The following is a 17,228-nucleotide window of genomic DNA, read 5'->3' on the forward strand; positions in this document are numbered from 1 at the left end:
TTGAATTGATTAAACCTTATAGTCCGATGCGGTCAAATGTGCGGTCAACCTGTTTTAAGTGGTGCTTGTAATCGAAGCAGGCATCAAGCTGCTCTTTGGATAGAACAGATGTAATTTTTTCATCTGCTTCAATAAGTTCTCTAAATGGAATTCCCCGCTCCCATGATTCCATCGCTTTCGGCTGTACAAGGTCATAGGCTTCTTCGCGTACAAACCCTTCATCGATAAGCGTAAGCAGGACACGCTGGGAGAAAATGAGTCCGTAGGTTTTCTCCATATTTTCCTGCATACGTTCAGGGAAAACCGTTAAGTTTTTCACGATGTTTCCAAAGCGGTTCAGCATATAATTCAGCGCAATCGTAGCATCAGGTAAAATAATACGTTCCGCTGAAGAGTGAGAAATATCGCGCTCGTGCCAGAGCGGAACATTCTCATAAGCTGTCAGCATGTGGCCGCGCACGACACGCGCCATTCCTGTCATGTTCTCAGAACCGATCGGATTTCGCTTATGCGGCATCGCAGAGGAGCCTTTTTGCCCTTTGGCGAAGTATTCTTCTACTTCCCGCGTTTCCGTTTTCTGCAGCCCACGGATTTCTACGGCTATTTTTTCAATAGATGTTGCAATCAGGGATAGTGTAGATAGGTAGTGAGCATGGCGGTCACGCTGCAGCGTTTGTGTAGAAACCGGTGCTGCTTCTAAGCCCAGCTTTTCACACACATACTGCTCAACAAATGGATCAATGTTCGCGTAAGTTCCTACGGCTCCTGAAAGCTTGCCGACTTCAATATGTTTAATCGCTAAATCCAGGCGCTCCAGATTACGCTTCATCTCTTCATAATAGAGGGCCAGTTTTAAGCCAAAAGTTGTCGGTTCCGCATGTACTCCATGTGTACGGCCCATCATGACCGTGTGCTTATGCTCTAACGCTTTATCTGCTAAAATATCAATAAAATTCACTAGGTCTTTGCGAATGATTTTATTGGCCTGCTTAAGCTGATAGGACAGTGCTGTATCGACTACGTCCGTAGAAGTAAGTCCGTAGTGCACCCACTTGCGCTCTTCACCGACTGTTTCTGAAACCGCCCGTGTAAACGCTACGACATCATGACGCGTTTCCGCTTCAATTTCGTGAATACGTTCGATGTTAAAAGAAGCTTTTTCTCTTAGTTTTTCAACATCCTCTTTTGGGATAACCCCAAGCTCGCTCCAGGCTTCACAAGCCAGCAGTTCTACTTCAAGCCAAGCTTGGTAACGGTTCTCTTCTGTCCAAATTGCGCCCATTTCAGGTCTTGTATAACGTTCTATCATTGTTTTCCTCCTCGTGTATTACCACATATGAATCTGATTTTTTGCTATAAGTTTATCAATGTCTTTCAATGATTCTCCAATAAAAGTGATATGCCCCATCTTACGGTTCGTCCGGGACTCCTGCTTTCCGTAATCATGGAGGTGCATGTTTTGATAGTCTGCTAGTTTTGACAGCAGAATTTCCCGGTGCTTGCCAAGCACATTGACCATCACAGCTGCCGGAAAACTGTAAATCGGCAGCAGCGGAAGTCCGCAAATGGCTCTTATATGCTGTTCAAATTGGGAAACATTGCAGGCTTCAATCGTATAATGGCCGGTATTATGAGGTCTTGGTGCCATTTCATTGATATAAATTTCGCCGTCTTTTACGAACATTTCTACGGCAAAGGTGCCGGCAATGTTCATCTTTTCTGAAAGAACGGCTACCGCTTCATGCACCTTTTCTTCTACCTTCGAAGATATTGGAGCCGGTACTCTCGTCTCATGTAAAATCTGATTGCGGTGGGCATTCTCCCCTATTGGAAAGTAAGTAATATCTCCATCAAGACTTCTCGTAAATACTTGAGAGATTTCAAGATCAAATTGAAGCCATTGTTCAACGATGTATTTCCCGCCTTCTTTCAAAAAGCTCTCGGCGTCCATTAAATCCCGCTTGCTTTCAAGCTTAAGCTGACCCTTACCGTCATAGCCTCCACTGATTGTTTTAACGACGGAAGGATAGCCGATTGTTTCAACAGCTTCATTGAGCTCGTCCCAGGATTCGATAATCGCGAATTCTGCAACAGGAAGGCCGGCATCTACAGCCACCTGCTTTTCTTTTTCCCGGTTCTGGGTCACTTCGAGGGAATATGCTCCCTGCGGAAGTTTACCTGCTTCCTCAAGAAGCTTTGCTACTTTCAAATCAACATTTTCGAATTCATACGTAACGACGTCGCTGACTTCAAGCAATTCCTTGGCTGCCGCTGTATCATCGTACTCTGCTTTAATATGGATATCAGCTGTCTGGGCACACGGACAGTCTTCTGCAGGGTCAAGTACGGCAATTCGGTAACCCATATGCTTAGCAGCGACTGCCATCATTCGTCCCAGCTGGCCGCCTCCAAGAATTCCTATGGTATCTCCAGGCTTCACGACTTTATTGATCACGAAGTTCACCTCGCATATCCTCTACTTTTTCTTTCATTTGATCACGGTATTTTTCTAGGCGCTGAGCAGCTTGCTCATCAAAAGCGCCTATCATTTCAGCTGCTAATATTCCTGCGTTTTTCGCTCCAGCCGAACCAATTGCTACAGCGGCTACTGGAACACCTCCGGGCATCTGGACAATCGAATAGAGGGAGTCTACTCCACTTAATGCTTTGGATTGAACAGGAACTCCAATGACCGGAAGCGTCGTTTTTGAAGCGACCATTCCCGGCAGGTGAGCGGCCCCTCCTGCTCCCGCAATAATCACTTTCAACCCTTTTTCCCGGGCTTCTTCTGCGTAACGGAACATATCATCAGGTGTGCGGTGAGCCGAGATAATTTCCTTTTCGTAACTGATGTTCAGTTCATCCAGTACTTTGCAAGTTTCTTCCATAGTTGTCCAGTCTGAGATACTCCCCATTATCACTCCAACTTGAGCCATGTTATCCCTCTTTTTCAACGTATTAGTCGCTCTCTAATTAAAAGGCTGTTTTTTTGATTCTTTGAGAGAATCTCTACAAAATCAACATAGTCGTTTAACAGTACCAATTAAAAAAGCCTGCTTTTCTCCCTCGTATGAGAGGAGAAAAACAGGCAGACGTAGAGCCAGTAAAATAAATAAGCTGCTTGGGTCTCCCCTCATAGTCCGGACATTAACGGTGTCCAGGTAGAAACGTTCGGGCCATATTCCCGACTTATATGAGGTCCAATATGCAATTCTGCTTTCATCATAGCAGTAACTGGTTCTGTCGTCAATCCAAATAACGAACGTTAACAAATCCGCAAACAATATTGTTCGTGTTTATTGTTTTACCGCATGAAAAACGATCGTTCTTCCTACGGGTTCAAATTTTTTCTCACCATCTTCTACATATTCTTTAAAAATCGGTTCTTCTGCCCGGCGTACAGGAACATAACCGTCTTTCTTCATACGATCAAGACACTGCCCAATCGTTTCTTTCTCACCGACTTCATAACGCTTCTTGCTGTTCTTTTTGGGCATCGCGGATCCTCCCCTTCTTCACCTGCTTCACCCAGAATCCTCCGTGGATCTGCTTCGGTTCATAGGCGATGATAAATGCTTTAGGATCAATGGATTTAATTTGTTCATAAAGCTTAAGTTCATACTTGCGGGGGGTAAGGATCTGCATCGTTAAACGATCTCCTTCCATCCCGTAAGAAGACCAGCTGGTTACTCCATAACCTGCATCCCTGAGTTTACGTGTGAATTCAATATCCGGATTGGAAGAAATCACATTGACAGTCGTATAGCCGAGAGCCAATTTCTCTTCGATCTTCATGCCAACGATGACACCAAGACCGTAACCGACTGCATAAGCTATCACATTCTCGATTTGATTTAAGTTGTCGAGCACCAGTCCTAACCCAATAATATATATGAGAATCTCAAACGTGCTAATAAACGCCGCAAAATAACGCTGTCCCTTTAGAGTAAATATCATCCGAAGTGTAAAAAACGAGACATAAACGATGTTGACAATTAATATGATGGAAACCATCATCCATGGGTTCTGCAGCAAATTTTATTCCTCCTATGCCTTTCACAACTTCATGAAAAGCATCAGCATATTCGACCGCTCACCGTGATGCGCCCACACTGGGACTTTCACCCAAATGAACAATCTGCATACACTATATACCATCACATCTTGCTTACACAACAAGATTTTCTTAAAAAGTTTGTCGAACGGAAGGAGACTTTTTATTATGAACCCATTTGAGGATTGGAAACAAAATTTAGATCGTTTTTTCGGCCAGGATTTCTGGGGAGACTTTGAGGGACTGATGGCCCCGTCGATTCCCCATATGAACATTTATCAGTACGATAATGAACTGCTCTGTATGGTGAATATTCCCGGCATGAATCATCCTAAAAATGTCGATGTCCTTGTCAACCATGCCACACTGACAATTAAAGGTACGATCAATATCAACCACAGAGGCGGCCATCAAATCAAATCTGAAATTGCAACAGGTGCTTTTGAACGTTCAATCGACCTTCCATTCCCTGTCCGCAGTGATAAAATTGAAGCTACCTACAAACACGGCTTGTTAATCATTCAGCTCCACCGATTTATTTCAGAATCAACCAATCCTAAACCCATCAAAATCCGCCACCTGGAGGATGAGTGAGAAAAGGCCCTATAAATTAGGGCCTTTTATTTGTGATTAAGCAAGGAAAATGAAGTACAGGATGAATATGAAAAACAGCACGTACATGAGGGGGTTGATCTCTTTTCCTCTTCCTTTTAATAAAAGCGTAATTGGGTAGAAGATAAAGCCCATCGCAATTCCAGTAGCAATACTGTACGTAAGCGGCATAGCTGCGATCGTAAAGAACGCTGGAACTGCAATTTCAAATTGATCCCAGTCTATATTTTTTAATGTGGAAGCCATAAGCACACCGACGATAATAAGAGCGGGAGCTGTAACTTCAGCAGTTACCACAGACAATAATGGAGAGAAGAATAACGCAAGCAGGAAGAACCCAGCTGTCACAACGGAAGCAAACCCTGTACGTCCTCCAGCTCCTACACCTGCCGTTGATTCAATATAAGAAGTCGTTGTGGATGTACCGGCAATGGCACCTGCAACTGTTGCCGTAGAGTCCGCAAAAAGCGCACGGCCGGCACGCGGCAATTTATTATCTTTCATATAGCCAGCCTGTGTCGCAACAGCCACTAACGTTCCTGCAGTATCAAAAAAGTCTACAAACAGGAAAGTTAAAATGACAACAAGCATTTCAAGCGTAAAGATTTCTCCAAAGTGAGTAAGAGCAGCACCAAATGTTGGAGCCATACTCGGCGGCTGGCCTACCACATCGGTAACAGCCGTCGGAGGTGCGATTAATCCGGTCACCATACCAGCAATCGCGGTTAAAATCATTCCGTAAAAAATTCCGCCTTTAATGCCAAGAGCCATTAACATAACAGATACAATAATTCCGAAGATCGCAAGCAGGGTTGTCGGCTGTGTTAAATCTCCCAAAGAAACGAGGGTGTCCGGGTTCCCCTGGACAATTCCGCTGTTTTGAAAACCAATAAAAGCAATAAACAAACCAATTCCAGCACCGACGGCAAGCTTCAGGTTCGCAGGAATTGCATTAATAATTTTTTGGCGTAATCCAGTTAGTGTTAACACGATAAAGATCAGACCAGACGCCAGCACCCCAGCTAAAGCTGTTTCCCATGGAATGCCATAGCCAAGAACAACTGTATAAGCGAAAAATGCGTTAAGGCCCATTCCAGGAGCAAGGGCGATAGGATACTTGGCTAAAATCCCCATAACAAGCGTACCGATAGCAGCAGCAATAGCTGTGGCTGTAAAGACGGCACCTTGGTCAATACGGGTTACACCTTCAGGCAGTTCCTCAATACCTGTTAAAGCCAGAGTGGCCGGGTTTACAAATAAAATGTAAGCCATAGCTAAGAAAGTCGTCATACCCGCCAGGAATTCTGTACGGTAATTTGTGCCGTGTTCTTCGAAGTTAAAAAATTTCTTCATTACTGATGTTCCTCCCCTTTTTTATCAACCAGTCTGTCTTTCATTAAGGGGTTGCTGAAGGCAGCGTGATCATTTAAGAATAAGAGCATATAAAAAACACCCTCAGCAGCCGGCCGAGAGTGTTCTACCATTACAAACAGGAAATGAGCTGCACAAACTACAGACGTGCAGTAATTTCCCGGCGTAGTCAGACCATTTACGGCGGTCCGGTAGAAACTCATGGGCCATATCCCCAAAATTATACGACAGGATTATTTAATTCTTTCTCTATCATACAAGTGTCGACAAATGTCGTCAACCTAAAAACCGAACGTTAACACATAAAAACGCAGATAATGTTCGTTTTACTCCCATTCAATTGTGGAAGGCGGCTTACTTGTAACGTCATACACGATACGATTGACATGGTCTACCTCGTTTACAATTCTATTAGAGATGCGCTCTAATACTTCCCAAGGAATACGCGCCCAATCAGAAGTCATGCCATCAATTGATGTAACCGCACGAATCCCTATCGTATGGTCATACGTTCGCTCATCCCCCATTACTCCAACAGACTTGATGTTAGGAAGGACGGTGAAATATTGCCAAATATCGCGTTCTAAACCAGCATTTCGGACTTCTTCTCTTAGGATAGCATCAGACTCACGAACAATCTCGAGCTTGTCCTCAGAAACGGCTCCAAGAATTCGAATCGCAAGACCCGGCCCCGGGAACGGCTGTCTCCAAACGATATGTTCAGGCACTCCTAGTTCAAGACCGAGTGCACGAACCTCGTCTTTAAATAAAGTATTTAGTGGTTCGATCAGTTGAAATTCCATATCCTCAGGCAGACCGCCTACATTGTGGTGGGACTTAATCGTTTGAGCCGTGTCTGTTCCACTTTCAATAATATCTGTATAAAGAGTACCTTGAGCAAGGAAATCAATATCCTTCAGCTTACCCGCTTCATCATCAAATACATAAATAAACTCGTTACCAATGATTTTCCGTTTCTTCTCAGGATCAGATACGCCTTCTAATTTGCTTAGAAAACGGTCCTTTGCATCCACCTTGATGATGTTCATATTAAAACCGTCACCTAGTGTCCGCATGACATCATCCGCTTCATTTTTACGAAGCAGCCCGTGATCAACGAAAATACACGTCAGCTGATCTCCAATCGCTTTATGAATAAGGGCGGCTACTACAGAAGAGTCGACCCCTCCGCTTAACGCACAAAGAACTTTGCGGTCGCCAACTTCTTTTCTGATTTTTTCTACTTCCATTTCAACGACATGCTCCATCGTCCAGTCATCTACTGCGTTACATACATCAAATACAAAGCTGCGCAAGATGTCATTACCGTATTCTGAGTGACGGACTTCCGGATGGAACTGCACGCCGTACATTTGCTTTTCATCATTACTGATGGCAGCTACCGGGCAGGAAGGACTCGTCGCATCTACCATAAACCCTGCGGGAGCTTCAATTACTTTATCACTGTGACTCATCCATACCGTTTGTTCTTTCGGTGTTTTTCTAAAAATAACTGGATCGTTTTTCACCGAAATATCAGCCTTTCCATACTCTCTTTGATGAGCTCTTTCTACTTTTCCGTTAAAGTGGTGAGTCATCAGCTGCATTCCATAACAGATGCCAAGGACAGGAATGCCGAGTTCGAATAACTCTTCATCACAGCGAAAGCTTTCTTCTCCATATACACTATTTGGACCTCCGGATAATACAATACCGCTCGGATTGATCTCTTTAATTTCCTCAGCTGTAACCTTATGTGAGCGTAATTCACTATATACGCCAAATTCACGAATCCGACGTGTGATCAGCTGGTTATATTGACTTCCAAAGTCAAGGACAAGAATCATACCCTGCACTTGTTCCATATGCTCTTCAGCTCCTTTAATTGATATAACGATACCCCTATAAAAATAGACTTCCGCTCCCGTTAAATACACGTGAAGGCAGAAGTCCTTTAAGTACAAGAAATTTCTGCCTTCATAGTCAGAGCATTTACGGTGCTCCGGTAGAGACTTTCGGTCCATATTACCGAGGATATATGAAGGTAGTTCGTTTGATTTTATTCATTCTATCAATCGCCGCGTCTTGAATCAAGACAATGTCTTTTTAATTAAATTTTCCCATAATTCTGTGACTTTCCCTGAAGATTCCCGGTCCATTTCATTACGATACAGCGTTCGCTCATAATAATGGGTTAATTGCCTCATCTCGCCCGATTGATAACGGGAGTCCACCCTCGCTGCAAAATCACGGAGCGTCTGACCAGAGTAGCGCTTCAGGCCTCTATGCTCAAGTGCTTTTAGTAAAAAGAGATAAGCCCGTTCAAACGTATCTCCATTCGGATTGTTTTTAAACCGTCGACCATAAATTCCCGACAGCCACCGGAACCTTGTAAAGTAGGCAGCAGATCCTAAAGAGGCTATTACTGCTAAGGCAATTAAAAGCGGAGCCAGGCGGAAATTGTCATTATTTGAATCAGCTGCTCCCCCTTCAACAGTCTCTGTTTGATCCTGCTGGGCAGCCTGGTTTGGATTTTCCATGTCGCTTTCTTCAGCTTCAGAGGCTCCTCCACCTTCTTCGGTTTCAGCATCACTGCCTTCGCTGTCCTCCACTTCAAGGAAAAAGTCCGTATTGTTGGAGAAGCCTTGTGTTGGTTCAAATGGAACCCAACCGACATCCGGGAAATACACTTCTACCCACGAATGGGCATTCCCGCTCGTGACTTCGTAAATACTTAATTCTTCCCCTTCAATTGCAGCTCTTTCTTCCAGACGCTCACCGCCAGTGAAGCCTTTCACCCACCGGGCTGGAATGCCTTGGGAACGAAGCAGCACAACCATGGAAGTAGAAAAGTTATCACAATAACCGACTTGGGTTTCAAATAAGAACTGATCGACATAGTCTTCCTCTTCTCCAGGTACAGCTACATTTTCTGTTTCATATTCAAAGCCATTCGCCGAAAAGTAAGTCTCCACAGCTTTCACCTGATCATAACGATTGTCCTGATCATCAATAATCTCTCCGGCCAGCTCCCTTACCCGTTCAGGAAGACTGTCCGGCAGCTGAGTGTAAAACTCAATAATTTCTTCAGGATCTTCGTCACTCGCTTCCCGAAGCTGATTATATTCAAAGGAAGGAGAATCATAATCAAGGATATAACTCTCGACCTGAGTTGGATTGCCGCCCCTTAAGGTATCAATTTCACCCGTATAATTATGAAGCTGCAAACTCATGTCCTGCGGAAAACGGTTAACTGACCGCGCCCCGTAAGCATAGACGAGCTTGTTAAAGTTAGCCTCTCCTGTAAAAGACAAGTAAGAGACCCTTTCTTCTGTTTCAACATTTTCGGTAAAAGTACTAAATTCCAAGTCAAAAGGAGAAACCATTGTTGTTTCCCCCTGCAAGGTGTCCTCCCACCCCCGGCCTGTGTACGTATCTTTAGATTCGATGCGCCAATATTGATCATCCTGGGCAAAAGCCCGAAAAACTAACGTATCATCTTGAATAAAACCGCCTCCGAGACGAGAATCATTCTCTCCATAGCCCACTTTTTGCACACCATCTCCATATCCTGAACCGGCTCCGGGATTTCCACTTGTCAAATACGGCACAGGGTCAGGCCACTGAGGCTCAAGCTTCGGTGCTGCATATCCTAAGACGGAAGCAAAAAGGACGAATGTGATGAGCGGAGCCATCCACGTGAATTTCTGGTTATTTAGCGCAATTGATTCTCTTTCCATTTCTTTGAAAAAGTGAGTGAGTCCTAAAGCAATCATAGCCACCACAAATGTACGGATGATTGCCCATTTTCCGTCATATATCGTAAATGTATCAATGACGGTTACATAAATAATCGTCATAAGGATAAAGAGGAGCATGCGCTTCGCTATTATAAACCAATAATACAGGAGGTAACTCATCAGCCATAAAAGCACAAGGAACAACAGCGTTCTAAACATCGGCGTCATCTGCCACCACTCTTGTGCCTGGATAATATGAATATTATAGAGAAACTGATCGTAAATGGCAGAGAACCAATCCCTGCTGAAAATCCGTTCCGCAATGTAAGAGCCATCTATAATAAAGACTAACCCTGCCAACTTTAACGGCACAGAGATCAGCCACGAGAACTGCAGAAATGAGATAAAGAAACAGTAACCGGCGTATACAAAAAATATTCCTACGTTATTAAATTCAGCAATTTCATCAAGTGGGCGCAGCCATTCTAAAAACAGCAAGAATCCACATATATAAATTAAACTGTGATAGATGGTCTGCTGCGGCCTGGTGAGGTTCATTATGTACTCACCTCAAATTCCTTCTGGCTAAGCTGCTCTTCTGTTAACAGCTGAACGCGGAGCCTCGAGTTTGATAGTTTTTTCATGAGTTTATGATCCTTAAAATCTAACTGACGGGCAGGCTTTACATAAAAAAATACGACCTGTTTGCTTTTCTGGGCAAGCCTGAAGAGGATTTCTACAATTTGAGCATCCAATTGATGGCTCACGACCATGACAACCATTCCCCTGGGAAGGGCTGATCTTTCTCTTTCAAGCTGCTTCGCAAAAGAGACCACGCCCATAGGCTGGATTTCAGCAAGGTGTTTTTCAATGTTCCCCTTTTGCATAGGGTCCTGCTGAATCGGAAAGTAGCGCTTCTTATCGCCAAGCGTCATAAAAGCAAGCTGTGAGGAACGATTATGCAGTTCACCCAGCAGGGAAGCACTGAATTCCACAGCTCCTTCAAAGCTTAGAGGATGCATTCCATTATGATGGACGGCATTTAAGATAAGCAGCATTTCTACGTTTTTTTCCTGTTCGAACTCTTTCGTCATCATTTGCCTGTTCTTGGCCGTGTTCTTCCAATCAATCCAGGACACCCTGTCCCCCGGTACATATTCCCGGACGCCTGAAACGACGTTAGTGCTTTTTTCATTAAGCCTAAAAGATGGACTAGCCCCCTGTTCAAAGCTATACGCTTTCTCTGACAGCCGGACTGGACGCTGATAAGGAAAAGCTACTAAATGATCTTCCACTTCAAACACATGCTCTTTTCTAATAAAGCCAAAGAAATCTCCTGTCTTTATTCTAAGCATGCGAATCTGATGAGCTCCGCGAGGTATATGATTCAAAACATAACGGTAAGAAAGCTTTCGCTTCATCCACGGGAAAGAGACCTTTTTGACAACCCTTTTCTCTTCCATATCTGTCTCTTCGCTCATCTTTTTAAATTTATCTAAACGGAGGTCCTTTTTCATGAGAGACTCAGGAAAATATTCTTCCACTACACAGTAGTACATAGGGAATGGGAACTTGCGATCTATAGAAATATCCACTGTAATCGTTTCTCCAGCTGTAGCTACCCGCTTAGACAATGTTCGTTTAACTTCCCAGCGATCTATTCTATAGAAAGTAAGAGCAGCCATATAGAGAAGAAAAGGCAGAAAACTGATAAATAGAAACCAGCTGACAAAACCTCCTTGAAACATGGCATATGAAAAAAGCACAGCGAAAATCAATACGACAGTGATTATTCTGGCTGTAAATTGAAAAGTCTGTTTCATTCACGCACATTCCTCTGTACTGGGATAGAAGTCTCAGACAGAAGTTCAAAAATAATGGCTTCAGGGGCAGTTCCTTCGAACCTGGCTTCTGATGTAAGGATCATACGATGGGACATCACAAACGGAGCTAAATACTTTACGTCATCAGGGAGCACGTAATCCCGATCCCGTATAAAGGCATAAGCTTTGGCCGCTTTCATTAAAGCAATCGATCCGCGCGGGCTTACACCAAGGTAAACTCCTTTATGATGACGTGTTCCTGTTACTAAATTCACGATGTAATGGTGAACAGTCTCATCGACATAAACATCAGAAACCTGCTGCTGAAGCTCAACAAGTTCTTCACGATTTAATACAGCGCTGACTTCATGAAGCGGATGACTGCCTGAAGTGCGAGCCAGCATCTGCATTTCTTGTTTCGCAGTTGGATATCCCATTTTCAGCTTTAGTAAAAAACGGTCAAGCTGGGCTTCCGGCAGCGGGTAAGTGCCTTCATATTCAATCGGGTTCTGTGTGGCCATTACAAAAAAAGGTTCTTTTAATGGCACAGCTTCCCCTTCTACTGTAATACTCGTTTCTTCCATACCTTCCAGTAAAGCAGACTGTGTCTTAGGGGACGTACGGTTGATTTCATCAGCCAGAACGATATTTCCTAAAATAGGACCAGGACGGAACTCAAATTTTAATGTATTCGGATTATATATAGAGACGCCTGTCACATCAGACGGCAGTAGATCAGGGGTGAACTGAATTCTTTTAAATTCACAGTCCAGTGACTTAGCGAGTGTCCGCACAAGCATTGTCTTCCCAACGCCCGGGACATCTTCCAATAAAACATGGCCTTTTGCCAGCAAAGCTACAATACTTAACAGAGCCTCTTCGTCCTTGCCAATCATAACTTTATTGACGTTATTTAAGACTTCTGAAATCTTGGGCTGATGTATAAACGTCTGCTTACTCATTCGTCAAATCCCCCGTTTCTATGACCCTATTTTCTGAAAAGTTAATTCTATTTTAACTATACTATATCGAAAGTATTACGACAAAAATTGTGGTCGGTGAAATATGCTCTTATATACAGCAAGTATATTGTTATTTCCGGGGAAATAATGCAGTATTCTACTTATTTCCTCAATTTAGGACAGCCTCTATTATATTACAGTAAATATTGTAATATGACAGTAACATTTGTAACATTACATACCGCTCGGAAACACTGTCAAGGCTTAATAAATACTAATTTTTATATATTGAAACATAAATCTTCCAATCTATAATTCAGATGTCTGAATTTGAAATATTAGGAAATCCCAGATGTCTCAACGATTTAAAGGCAATTAAAGACAGGTATACGGGACTTTTGACACTCTATCATTCTTTTTTCTCTCAATTTCCAATTCTCTCCTATTATATTACAAAAATCCGATGGTAGTATGAAATTGTCGAACAAGACCAAAAACTTACTCAGGAGGAATTTACGTATGAAGAGAAAGTCACTTATCATCTCAGGAGCGCTTGCTCTATCATTACTAGCTTCACCTGCAACATTACTAGCTTCTACAGGAGAACAGCAAGTACAGAAGCAAGCGAACGTTAATATAGAAAGCGTACTAAACTGGGTTTACGAAAATGAAGAAGCCCTGAAAAGTAACAACCTTCAACAAGCTGATATCCAATCACTGCTGAAGCAGTTTGGTTTCCCAAGTCTTCAAGGAACACCTGCGCCAGCACAAGAGCAGCCTAAACAAGAACAGCCTGCTCCAAAGCAAGAGCAGCCTAAGGCCGAACCTAAAGCTGAAGAGCCTGCACAAGAACAACCTAAAGCACAGGAACAGCCTGCCGAGCAGCAGCAAGTACAAGAGCAGCAGACTGCTGAAGATAACCAGGCAGCATCTGAAGTTTCTGCCTTTGAAAAAGAAGTTGTAGAACTTACTAACCAAGAACGACAGAAGCAAGGTCTAGCTCCTCTTCAACTAGACACTGAGCTTAGTAAAGTAGCTAAAGACAAATCACTAGATATGCAGCAAAATAACTACTTCTCTCACAACAGCCCAACTCACGGGTCACCGTTTGATATGATGAAAGCATATGGTATTGACTACAGAACAGCTGGTGAAAACATTGCTAAAGGGCAAACTTCTCCACAACAGGTTGTTCAAGGCTGGATGAACAGTCAAGGTCACCGCGAGAACATTATGAATCCTAACTTTACTCACATCGGTGTAGGTCACGCTGAAGGTGGGAACTACTGGACTCAAATGTTCATCGGAAAATAATTAAATCAAGAGAACCTGCCAAATTGGCAGGTTCTTTTTTTATTTATTATCTCCCATCCGACTTTTTTATATTCATAGAATAGAAGATATCTCCTAATAATAGGAAGAAAGATTGAATTTTGCTTATTTTGGTTTATGTACTCCTTAGATCGTAAAAAGAGCTAGTACTAATCTTAAAAAGGAGAATGCTGATGAAACACTGGATCATTTTATTATTGCTTTTCTTGCTTGCAGGGTTATTGGCTGCCTGCGGCGGTGATGATACACAGTCAGATGCTCCGCGAACAGGCGAAGAGAGTTCTGAGCAGCAGGCTAATAAAGAAGAAACGGATCAAAGCGGCGGAACAGCCAATATGGTGAACGTCACCTTAATGAATGGAGACGAAGATGAGGTTGGCACTGCAGAGCTCATCGACCAGGAGGATGGAGTATTATTTAATGTAGAAGCTTCTGATCTTCCTGAAGGAGAACATGGATTTCATGTCCATGAAGCAGCGCTGTGCAAAGCTCCTGAATTTAAATCAGCCGGTGATCATTTTAACCCGACGGATGCAAGCCACGGTACTGAATCAGAAGACGGCCCTCACGCCGGTGATTTACCAAACTTAGAGGTAGGTGAAGACGGAACAGTTCAGAAGGAGTTCACAGCTGAAAATGTTACATTGGAGAAAGAAGCCGATAATTCTCTATTAGCTGAAGACGGGACAGCCTTAGTGATTCATGCTAAGGCGGATGATCATGCATCACAGCCATCCGGAGACGCAGGCGCACGGATCGCTTGTGGAGAAATTACTGAGCAAGAAGATTAAAAAAAAAGACTCTGCTTACTCGCAGAGTCTTTTCTGTTAAAAATTAATCGTAATGCTCTCTGCCTCTTCTAGTGAATTCCCTTCCGCATCAAAAGCATCACTTGTTGTAATCGTTAAATCTTTTAATTTCTCTGTATCTGTTTTTTCTAATACAAAGCCTAAGTCTCCGACTTTTTCCTCGCCCGGCTCATACTTGCCGTATAAATTTTCCAGATAAAAATCATCCTCAAAATCCTTCTCTTCCCCCTGCCCGGTTTTTAATACCGAAACAGGAGCAAAATCGGTTACTTTATCCGATGTGTTTGTAATAGAAACTCTAAGTTTCACATAATCGAAATTGGTTTCCTCATGAGTATAGGCATGAAAGAAATCGATTAAGTCAGGGGAAGGGGAATAATTTAATACCTTTACATGTTCTATTTCCATTTCCATAGGACCGACTTTAAACTTCTCATTATCTTTAGAGATAGTTTTAAGTTCAAGTACGCCATCCGTATCTTCATTTATTTCCCCTGGATTGTCTAAATTACGATCATCAGAAGCTTGTGGGTTATTAACATATTTCACTTTTTCTTTGGTTGTTTCTTCTGCTTTTTCTCCGCCGGCATTCTCTTCGGCATGGCTTTCATTAACCTGCTGATCGTTTGCACACCCCGCCAATATAATGAAAACACTGCAAAGCAAGAAAAGAAGTTTCATATTAAAATCCTCCTGCAAAAATATAGCGGGACATAGAAGCGCCCCGCTAAAAGCTTTTACTTACTCTTACCTAATAACTCCATAACTTTTTGTCCAACTTCATGATTATCATGCAATCCTGCAAAGTTCTGGGATTGCGGCCCGTAACCATAAACAATCACATCTTCACCCGTATGACCACCTGTTGTCCAGCCAGTACCAGAGCGAAGGTCGAAAATACGCTCGATTGCATTATCAATTTCTACCGTTGTTCCATCTGCCGCAGCTTTTTTAACTGAGTTTATTTCATCCTTAGAAAGATCCAAGTCAATATACTTCGCTAAAGTTTCTTCTACTTCAGCTCCATCAGAAATTTCTTGCGCCATAAAGTCAGGTGTACGCTTGGCTGCTTTAATTGGTTCAGGATTCCAGATATATTCTCCGTCACGCCCCATTGCCATACCGCCAGTTGAATGGTCAGCTGTTGTAATCACTACAGTATGTTTATCCTTCTTAGCGAACTCAATAGCCTCTTTGTATGCTTTTTCGAAATCTTCCATGTCACTCATTGCAGATACGACATCATTATCATGGCCGGCCCAGTCAATTTGACTGCCTTCAACCATCAGGAAAAACCCTTGCTTATTCTTGTCGAGACGATCGATTGCGGATGATGTCATCTCTGCAAGAGACGGAGTCTCTTCCGTCCGGTCAATCATCTTATCCATACCTTTTGGTGCAAACAATCCAAGTACCTGTGCACTGTCATCCTTAAGCATTTCTTCCCGGGAGTCTACGTAAGAAAATCCATCCTTTTGGAATTCTTCAATCAGGCTACGGTCTTCACGATCAAAATAAGTTGTGCCGCCTCCAAGCATTACGTCAACTTTATGTTCACCGTTAATTTTTTCAACATAATAATCATCGGCAATATCATTGTAATTGTGGCGTGATTCATCATGAGCCCCAAAAGAAGCTGGTGTTGCATGGTTGATTTGAGAAGTGGATACTAGACCAGTAGATTTACCATTCTCTTTGGCCAGCTCAAGTGCAGTTTTCACTTCCTCTTTATTTTTGTCCACTGCAATCGCATTATTATATGTTTTAATTCCTGCTGCCATAGATGTGGCTGCTGCTGCACTGTCCGTGATACTTTCTTCATCATCCCAGGAATAAGTTTCCTGCATCCCAATTAAATGATCATCAAACGCGGTATTTTCGGTATAAGGAGTAGATGGATCATCCTTAAGGTAACGATATGCTGAAGTATAAGACGTTCCCATACCATCCCCGATTAAGAATATGACATTTTTTATTTCGGCATTATTTCCTTGCTTAGGAGCTGCCGCTGCTTCGTTAGCAGCAGTTGATCCAAAACCACTTAATATAACCGTAGACATTACTGCAATAGGTAATAATTTCTTAGATATTTTCTTGTTAAACAAAACTGTTTCCTCCTCAGATATGTATTCACAAAGAAAATGATAAAGAAAAACTGTTAATACTATATTTAGAAAGTATTAACAGTTTGTAAAATATATAATTTTTCTGGTTTTTCAATAAATCTTTAAGAGGAGTAATTAAGAGGAGAGCAAATTTTTCTGGGCAGGTTTATAAGGGAAAACGGAGAGAATTTGGTCTTTGGAAAAGGTTCTAACTTCTTCTCTTAGAAAGCAATAAGCAAGTATTTTATCAGATTGAACAGTTAACACTCTTATTGTCCTTTGAGAAATATCCCAGCTATTTGTAATGTAGATGATCTCTAACTTCTCCTTCGTTTCAGCAGAGCGATTCAGCAAACAATCCATAGTAAGCCCTCCTTTAAACACGAACATTTGTTCTTATTATATGTTAAAAAGTCTAAA

The 17,228-nt window shown here is 42.6% G+C and carries 16 protein-coding genes and 3 riboswitches; of the genes, 3 read left to right on the top strand and 13 right to left on the bottom strand.

Annotated elements, in window-relative coordinates; all coding sequences use genetic code 11:
* Nucleotides 1-16: 16 nt before the first annotated feature.
* From purB to HUS26_RS12335, 5 genes are all read right to left on the bottom strand, one after another.
* Complete coding sequence (purB, locus tag HUS26_RS12315; RefSeq protein WP_173917435.1) at nucleotides 17-1,309, bottom strand: adenylosuccinate lyase; 1,293 nt, start codon at nucleotides 1,307-1,309, stop codon at nucleotides 17-19.
* An 18-nt stretch (nucleotides 1,310-1,327) separates the two neighbouring features.
* A complete protein-coding gene (purK, locus tag HUS26_RS12320; protein WP_173917436.1) occupies nucleotides 1,328-2,455 on the bottom strand; it encodes a 5-(carboxyamino)imidazole ribonucleotide synthase in 1,128 nt (375 codons plus the stop codon).
* Complete coding sequence (gene purE, locus HUS26_RS12325; protein WP_173917437.1) at nucleotides 2,445-2,936, bottom strand: 5-(carboxyamino)imidazole ribonucleotide mutase; 492 nt, start codon at nucleotides 2,934-2,936, stop codon at nucleotides 2,445-2,447. Before purE ends, purK begins: the two co-directional genes overlap by 11 nt.
* 180 nt (nucleotides 2,937-3,116) lie before the next feature.
* Nucleotides 3,117-3,217, bottom strand: a riboswitch (purine riboswitch).
* Nucleotides 3,218-3,296: 79 nt separating this feature from the next.
* The gene (locus HUS26_RS12330; RefSeq protein ID WP_173917438.1) at nucleotides 3,297-3,497 is read right to left on the bottom strand and encodes an NETI motif-containing protein; all 201 of its coding nucleotides are present in this window, start codon (nucleotides 3,495-3,497) and stop codon (nucleotides 3,297-3,299) included.
* Nucleotides 3,466-4,017: a DUF2179 domain-containing protein gene (locus HUS26_RS12335; protein ID WP_371809631.1), complete on the bottom strand. Its 552-nt coding sequence runs from the start codon at nucleotides 4,015-4,017 to the stop codon at nucleotides 3,466-3,468. The genes HUS26_RS12330 and HUS26_RS12335 overlap by 32 nt, the downstream gene beginning before the upstream one ends.
* A 205-nt stretch (nucleotides 4,018-4,222) precedes the next feature.
* Here HUS26_RS12335 and HUS26_RS12340 point away from each other — a divergent pair, with 205 nt between their 5' ends.
* Nucleotides 4,223-4,648 (top strand): Hsp20/alpha crystallin family protein, encoded by a 426-nt coding sequence (locus HUS26_RS12340; RefSeq protein WP_173917440.1) that lies wholly within the window; start codon nucleotides 4,223-4,225, stop codon nucleotides 4,646-4,648.
* 36 nt (nucleotides 4,649-4,684) lie between these two features.
* Here the strand turns inward: HUS26_RS12340 and HUS26_RS12345 are convergent, their stop codons facing one another.
* The 5 genes from HUS26_RS12345 to HUS26_RS12365 form a co-directional block, all read right to left on the bottom strand.
* Complete coding sequence (locus HUS26_RS12345; RefSeq protein ID WP_173917441.1) at nucleotides 4,685-6,019, bottom strand: NCS2 family permease; 1,335 nt, start codon at nucleotides 6,017-6,019, stop codon at nucleotides 4,685-4,687.
* Nucleotides 6,020-6,183: 164 nt separating this feature from the next.
* Nucleotides 6,184-6,285, bottom strand: a riboswitch (purine riboswitch).
* Between the two features lie 78 nt (nucleotides 6,286-6,363).
* Nucleotides 6,364-7,902, bottom strand: coding sequence for a glutamine-hydrolyzing GMP synthase (gene guaA / locus HUS26_RS12350; RefSeq protein WP_173917442.1), 1,539 nt, complete (start codon nucleotides 7,900-7,902; stop codon nucleotides 6,364-6,366).
* Between the two features lie 95 nt (nucleotides 7,903-7,997).
* A riboswitch (purine riboswitch) is annotated at nucleotides 7,998-8,099 on the bottom strand.
* Between the two features lie 28 nt (nucleotides 8,100-8,127).
* Nucleotides 8,128-10,335, bottom strand: coding sequence for a transglutaminase domain-containing protein (locus HUS26_RS12355; RefSeq protein ID WP_173917443.1), 2,208 nt, complete (start codon nucleotides 10,333-10,335; stop codon nucleotides 8,128-8,130).
* Nucleotides 10,335-11,600, bottom strand: coding sequence for a DUF58 domain-containing protein (locus HUS26_RS12360; protein WP_173917444.1), 1,266 nt, complete (start codon nucleotides 11,598-11,600; stop codon nucleotides 10,335-10,337). Before HUS26_RS12360 ends, HUS26_RS12355 begins: the two co-directional genes overlap by 1 nt.
* Entirely contained in the window at nucleotides 11,597-12,562 is a 966-nt protein-coding gene (locus tag HUS26_RS12365) for a MoxR family ATPase (protein ID WP_173917445.1), read from the bottom strand. The genes HUS26_RS12360 and HUS26_RS12365 overlap by 4 nt, the downstream gene beginning before the upstream one ends.
* A 519-nt stretch (nucleotides 12,563-13,081) precedes the next feature.
* Between HUS26_RS12365 and HUS26_RS12370 the strand changes: the two genes are divergently transcribed.
* Both HUS26_RS12370 and HUS26_RS12375 read left to right on the top strand, forming a co-directional pair.
* Nucleotides 13,082-13,876, top strand: coding sequence for a CAP domain-containing protein (locus HUS26_RS12370; RefSeq protein ID WP_173917446.1), 795 nt, complete (start codon nucleotides 13,082-13,084; stop codon nucleotides 13,874-13,876).
* Nucleotides 13,877-14,067: 191 nt separating this feature from the next.
* Entirely contained in the window at nucleotides 14,068-14,685 is a 618-nt protein-coding gene (locus tag HUS26_RS12375; RefSeq protein WP_173917447.1) for a superoxide dismutase family protein, read from the top strand.
* Between the two features lie 36 nt (nucleotides 14,686-14,721).
* Here HUS26_RS12375 and HUS26_RS12380 read toward each other — a convergent pair whose 3' ends face one another.
* The 3 genes from HUS26_RS12380 to HUS26_RS12390 all read right to left on the bottom strand — a co-directional run bounded on the left by HUS26_RS12380 (nucleotide 14,722) and on the right by HUS26_RS12390 (nucleotide 17,171).
* Complete coding sequence (locus tag HUS26_RS12380; protein ID WP_173917448.1) at nucleotides 14,722-15,384, bottom strand: DUF4352 domain-containing protein; 663 nt, start codon at nucleotides 15,382-15,384, stop codon at nucleotides 14,722-14,724.
* A 56-nt stretch (nucleotides 15,385-15,440) separates the two neighbouring features.
* On the bottom strand, nucleotides 15,441-16,808 hold the full coding sequence (locus HUS26_RS12385; protein ID WP_305792004.1) for an alkaline phosphatase: 1,368 nt from the start codon (nucleotides 16,806-16,808) through the stop codon (nucleotides 15,441-15,443).
* A gap of 135 nt (nucleotides 16,809-16,943) precedes the next feature.
* A complete protein-coding gene (locus tag HUS26_RS12390) occupies nucleotides 16,944-17,171 on the bottom strand; it encodes a hypothetical protein (RefSeq protein ID WP_173917449.1) in 228 nt (75 codons plus the stop codon).
* Nucleotides 17,172-17,228: the final 57 nt, after the last annotated feature.

It is taken from the genome of Halobacillus sp. Marseille-Q1614, assembly GCF_902809865.1.
GTDB lineage: Bacteria > Bacillota > Bacilli > Bacillales > Halobacillaceae > Halobacillus_A.

What these genes read in the sequence shown, in the direction of transcription:
- HUS26_RS12335 (WP_371809631.1), bottom strand. Translation starts at nt 4,017, where the DNA reads ATGATGGTTTCCATCATATTAATTGTCAACATCGTTTATGTCTCGTTT.
- HUS26_RS12375 (WP_173917447.1), top strand. Translation starts at nt 14,068, where the DNA reads ATGAAACACTGGATCATTTTATTATTGCTTTTCTTGCTTGCAGGGTTA.
- HUS26_RS12360 (WP_173917444.1), bottom strand. Translation starts at nt 11,600, where the DNA reads ATGAAACAGACTTTTCAATTTACAGCCAGAATAATCACTGTCGTATTG.
- HUS26_RS12330 (WP_173917438.1), bottom strand. Translation starts at nt 3,497, where the DNA reads ATGCCCAAAAAGAACAGCAAGAAGCGTTATGAAGTCGGTGAGAAAGAA.
- HUS26_RS12340 (WP_173917440.1), top strand. Translation starts at nt 4,223, where the DNA reads ATGAACCCATTTGAGGATTGGAAACAAAATTTAGATCGTTTTTTCGGC.
- HUS26_RS12390 (WP_173917449.1), bottom strand. Translation starts at nt 17,171, where the DNA reads ATGGATTGTTTGCTGAATCGCTCTGCTGAAACGAAGGAGAAGTTAGAG.
- guaA (WP_173917442.1), bottom strand. Translation starts at nt 7,902, where the DNA reads ATGGAACAAGTGCAGGGTATGATTCTTGTCCTTGACTTTGGAAGTCAA.
- HUS26_RS12355 (WP_173917443.1), bottom strand. Translation starts at nt 10,335, where the DNA reads ATGAACCTCACCAGGCCGCAGCAGACCATCTATCACAGTTTAATTTAT.
- purE (WP_173917437.1), bottom strand. Translation starts at nt 2,936, where the DNA reads ATGGCTCAAGTTGGAGTGATAATGGGGAGTATCTCAGACTGGACAACT.
- HUS26_RS12345 (WP_173917441.1), bottom strand. Translation starts at nt 6,019, where the DNA reads ATGAAGAAATTTTTTAACTTCGAAGAACACGGCACAAATTACCGTACA.
- HUS26_RS12380 (WP_173917448.1), bottom strand. Translation starts at nt 15,384, where the DNA reads ATGAAACTTCTTTTCTTGCTTTGCAGTGTTTTCATTATATTGGCGGGG.
- HUS26_RS12370 (WP_173917446.1), top strand. Translation starts at nt 13,082, where the DNA reads ATGAAGAGAAAGTCACTTATCATCTCAGGAGCGCTTGCTCTATCATTA.
- purB (WP_173917435.1), bottom strand. Translation starts at nt 1,309, where the DNA reads ATGATAGAACGTTATACAAGACCTGAAATGGGCGCAATTTGGACAGAA.
- HUS26_RS12365 (WP_173917445.1), bottom strand. Translation starts at nt 12,562, where the DNA reads ATGAGTAAGCAGACGTTTATACATCAGCCCAAGATTTCAGAAGTCTTA.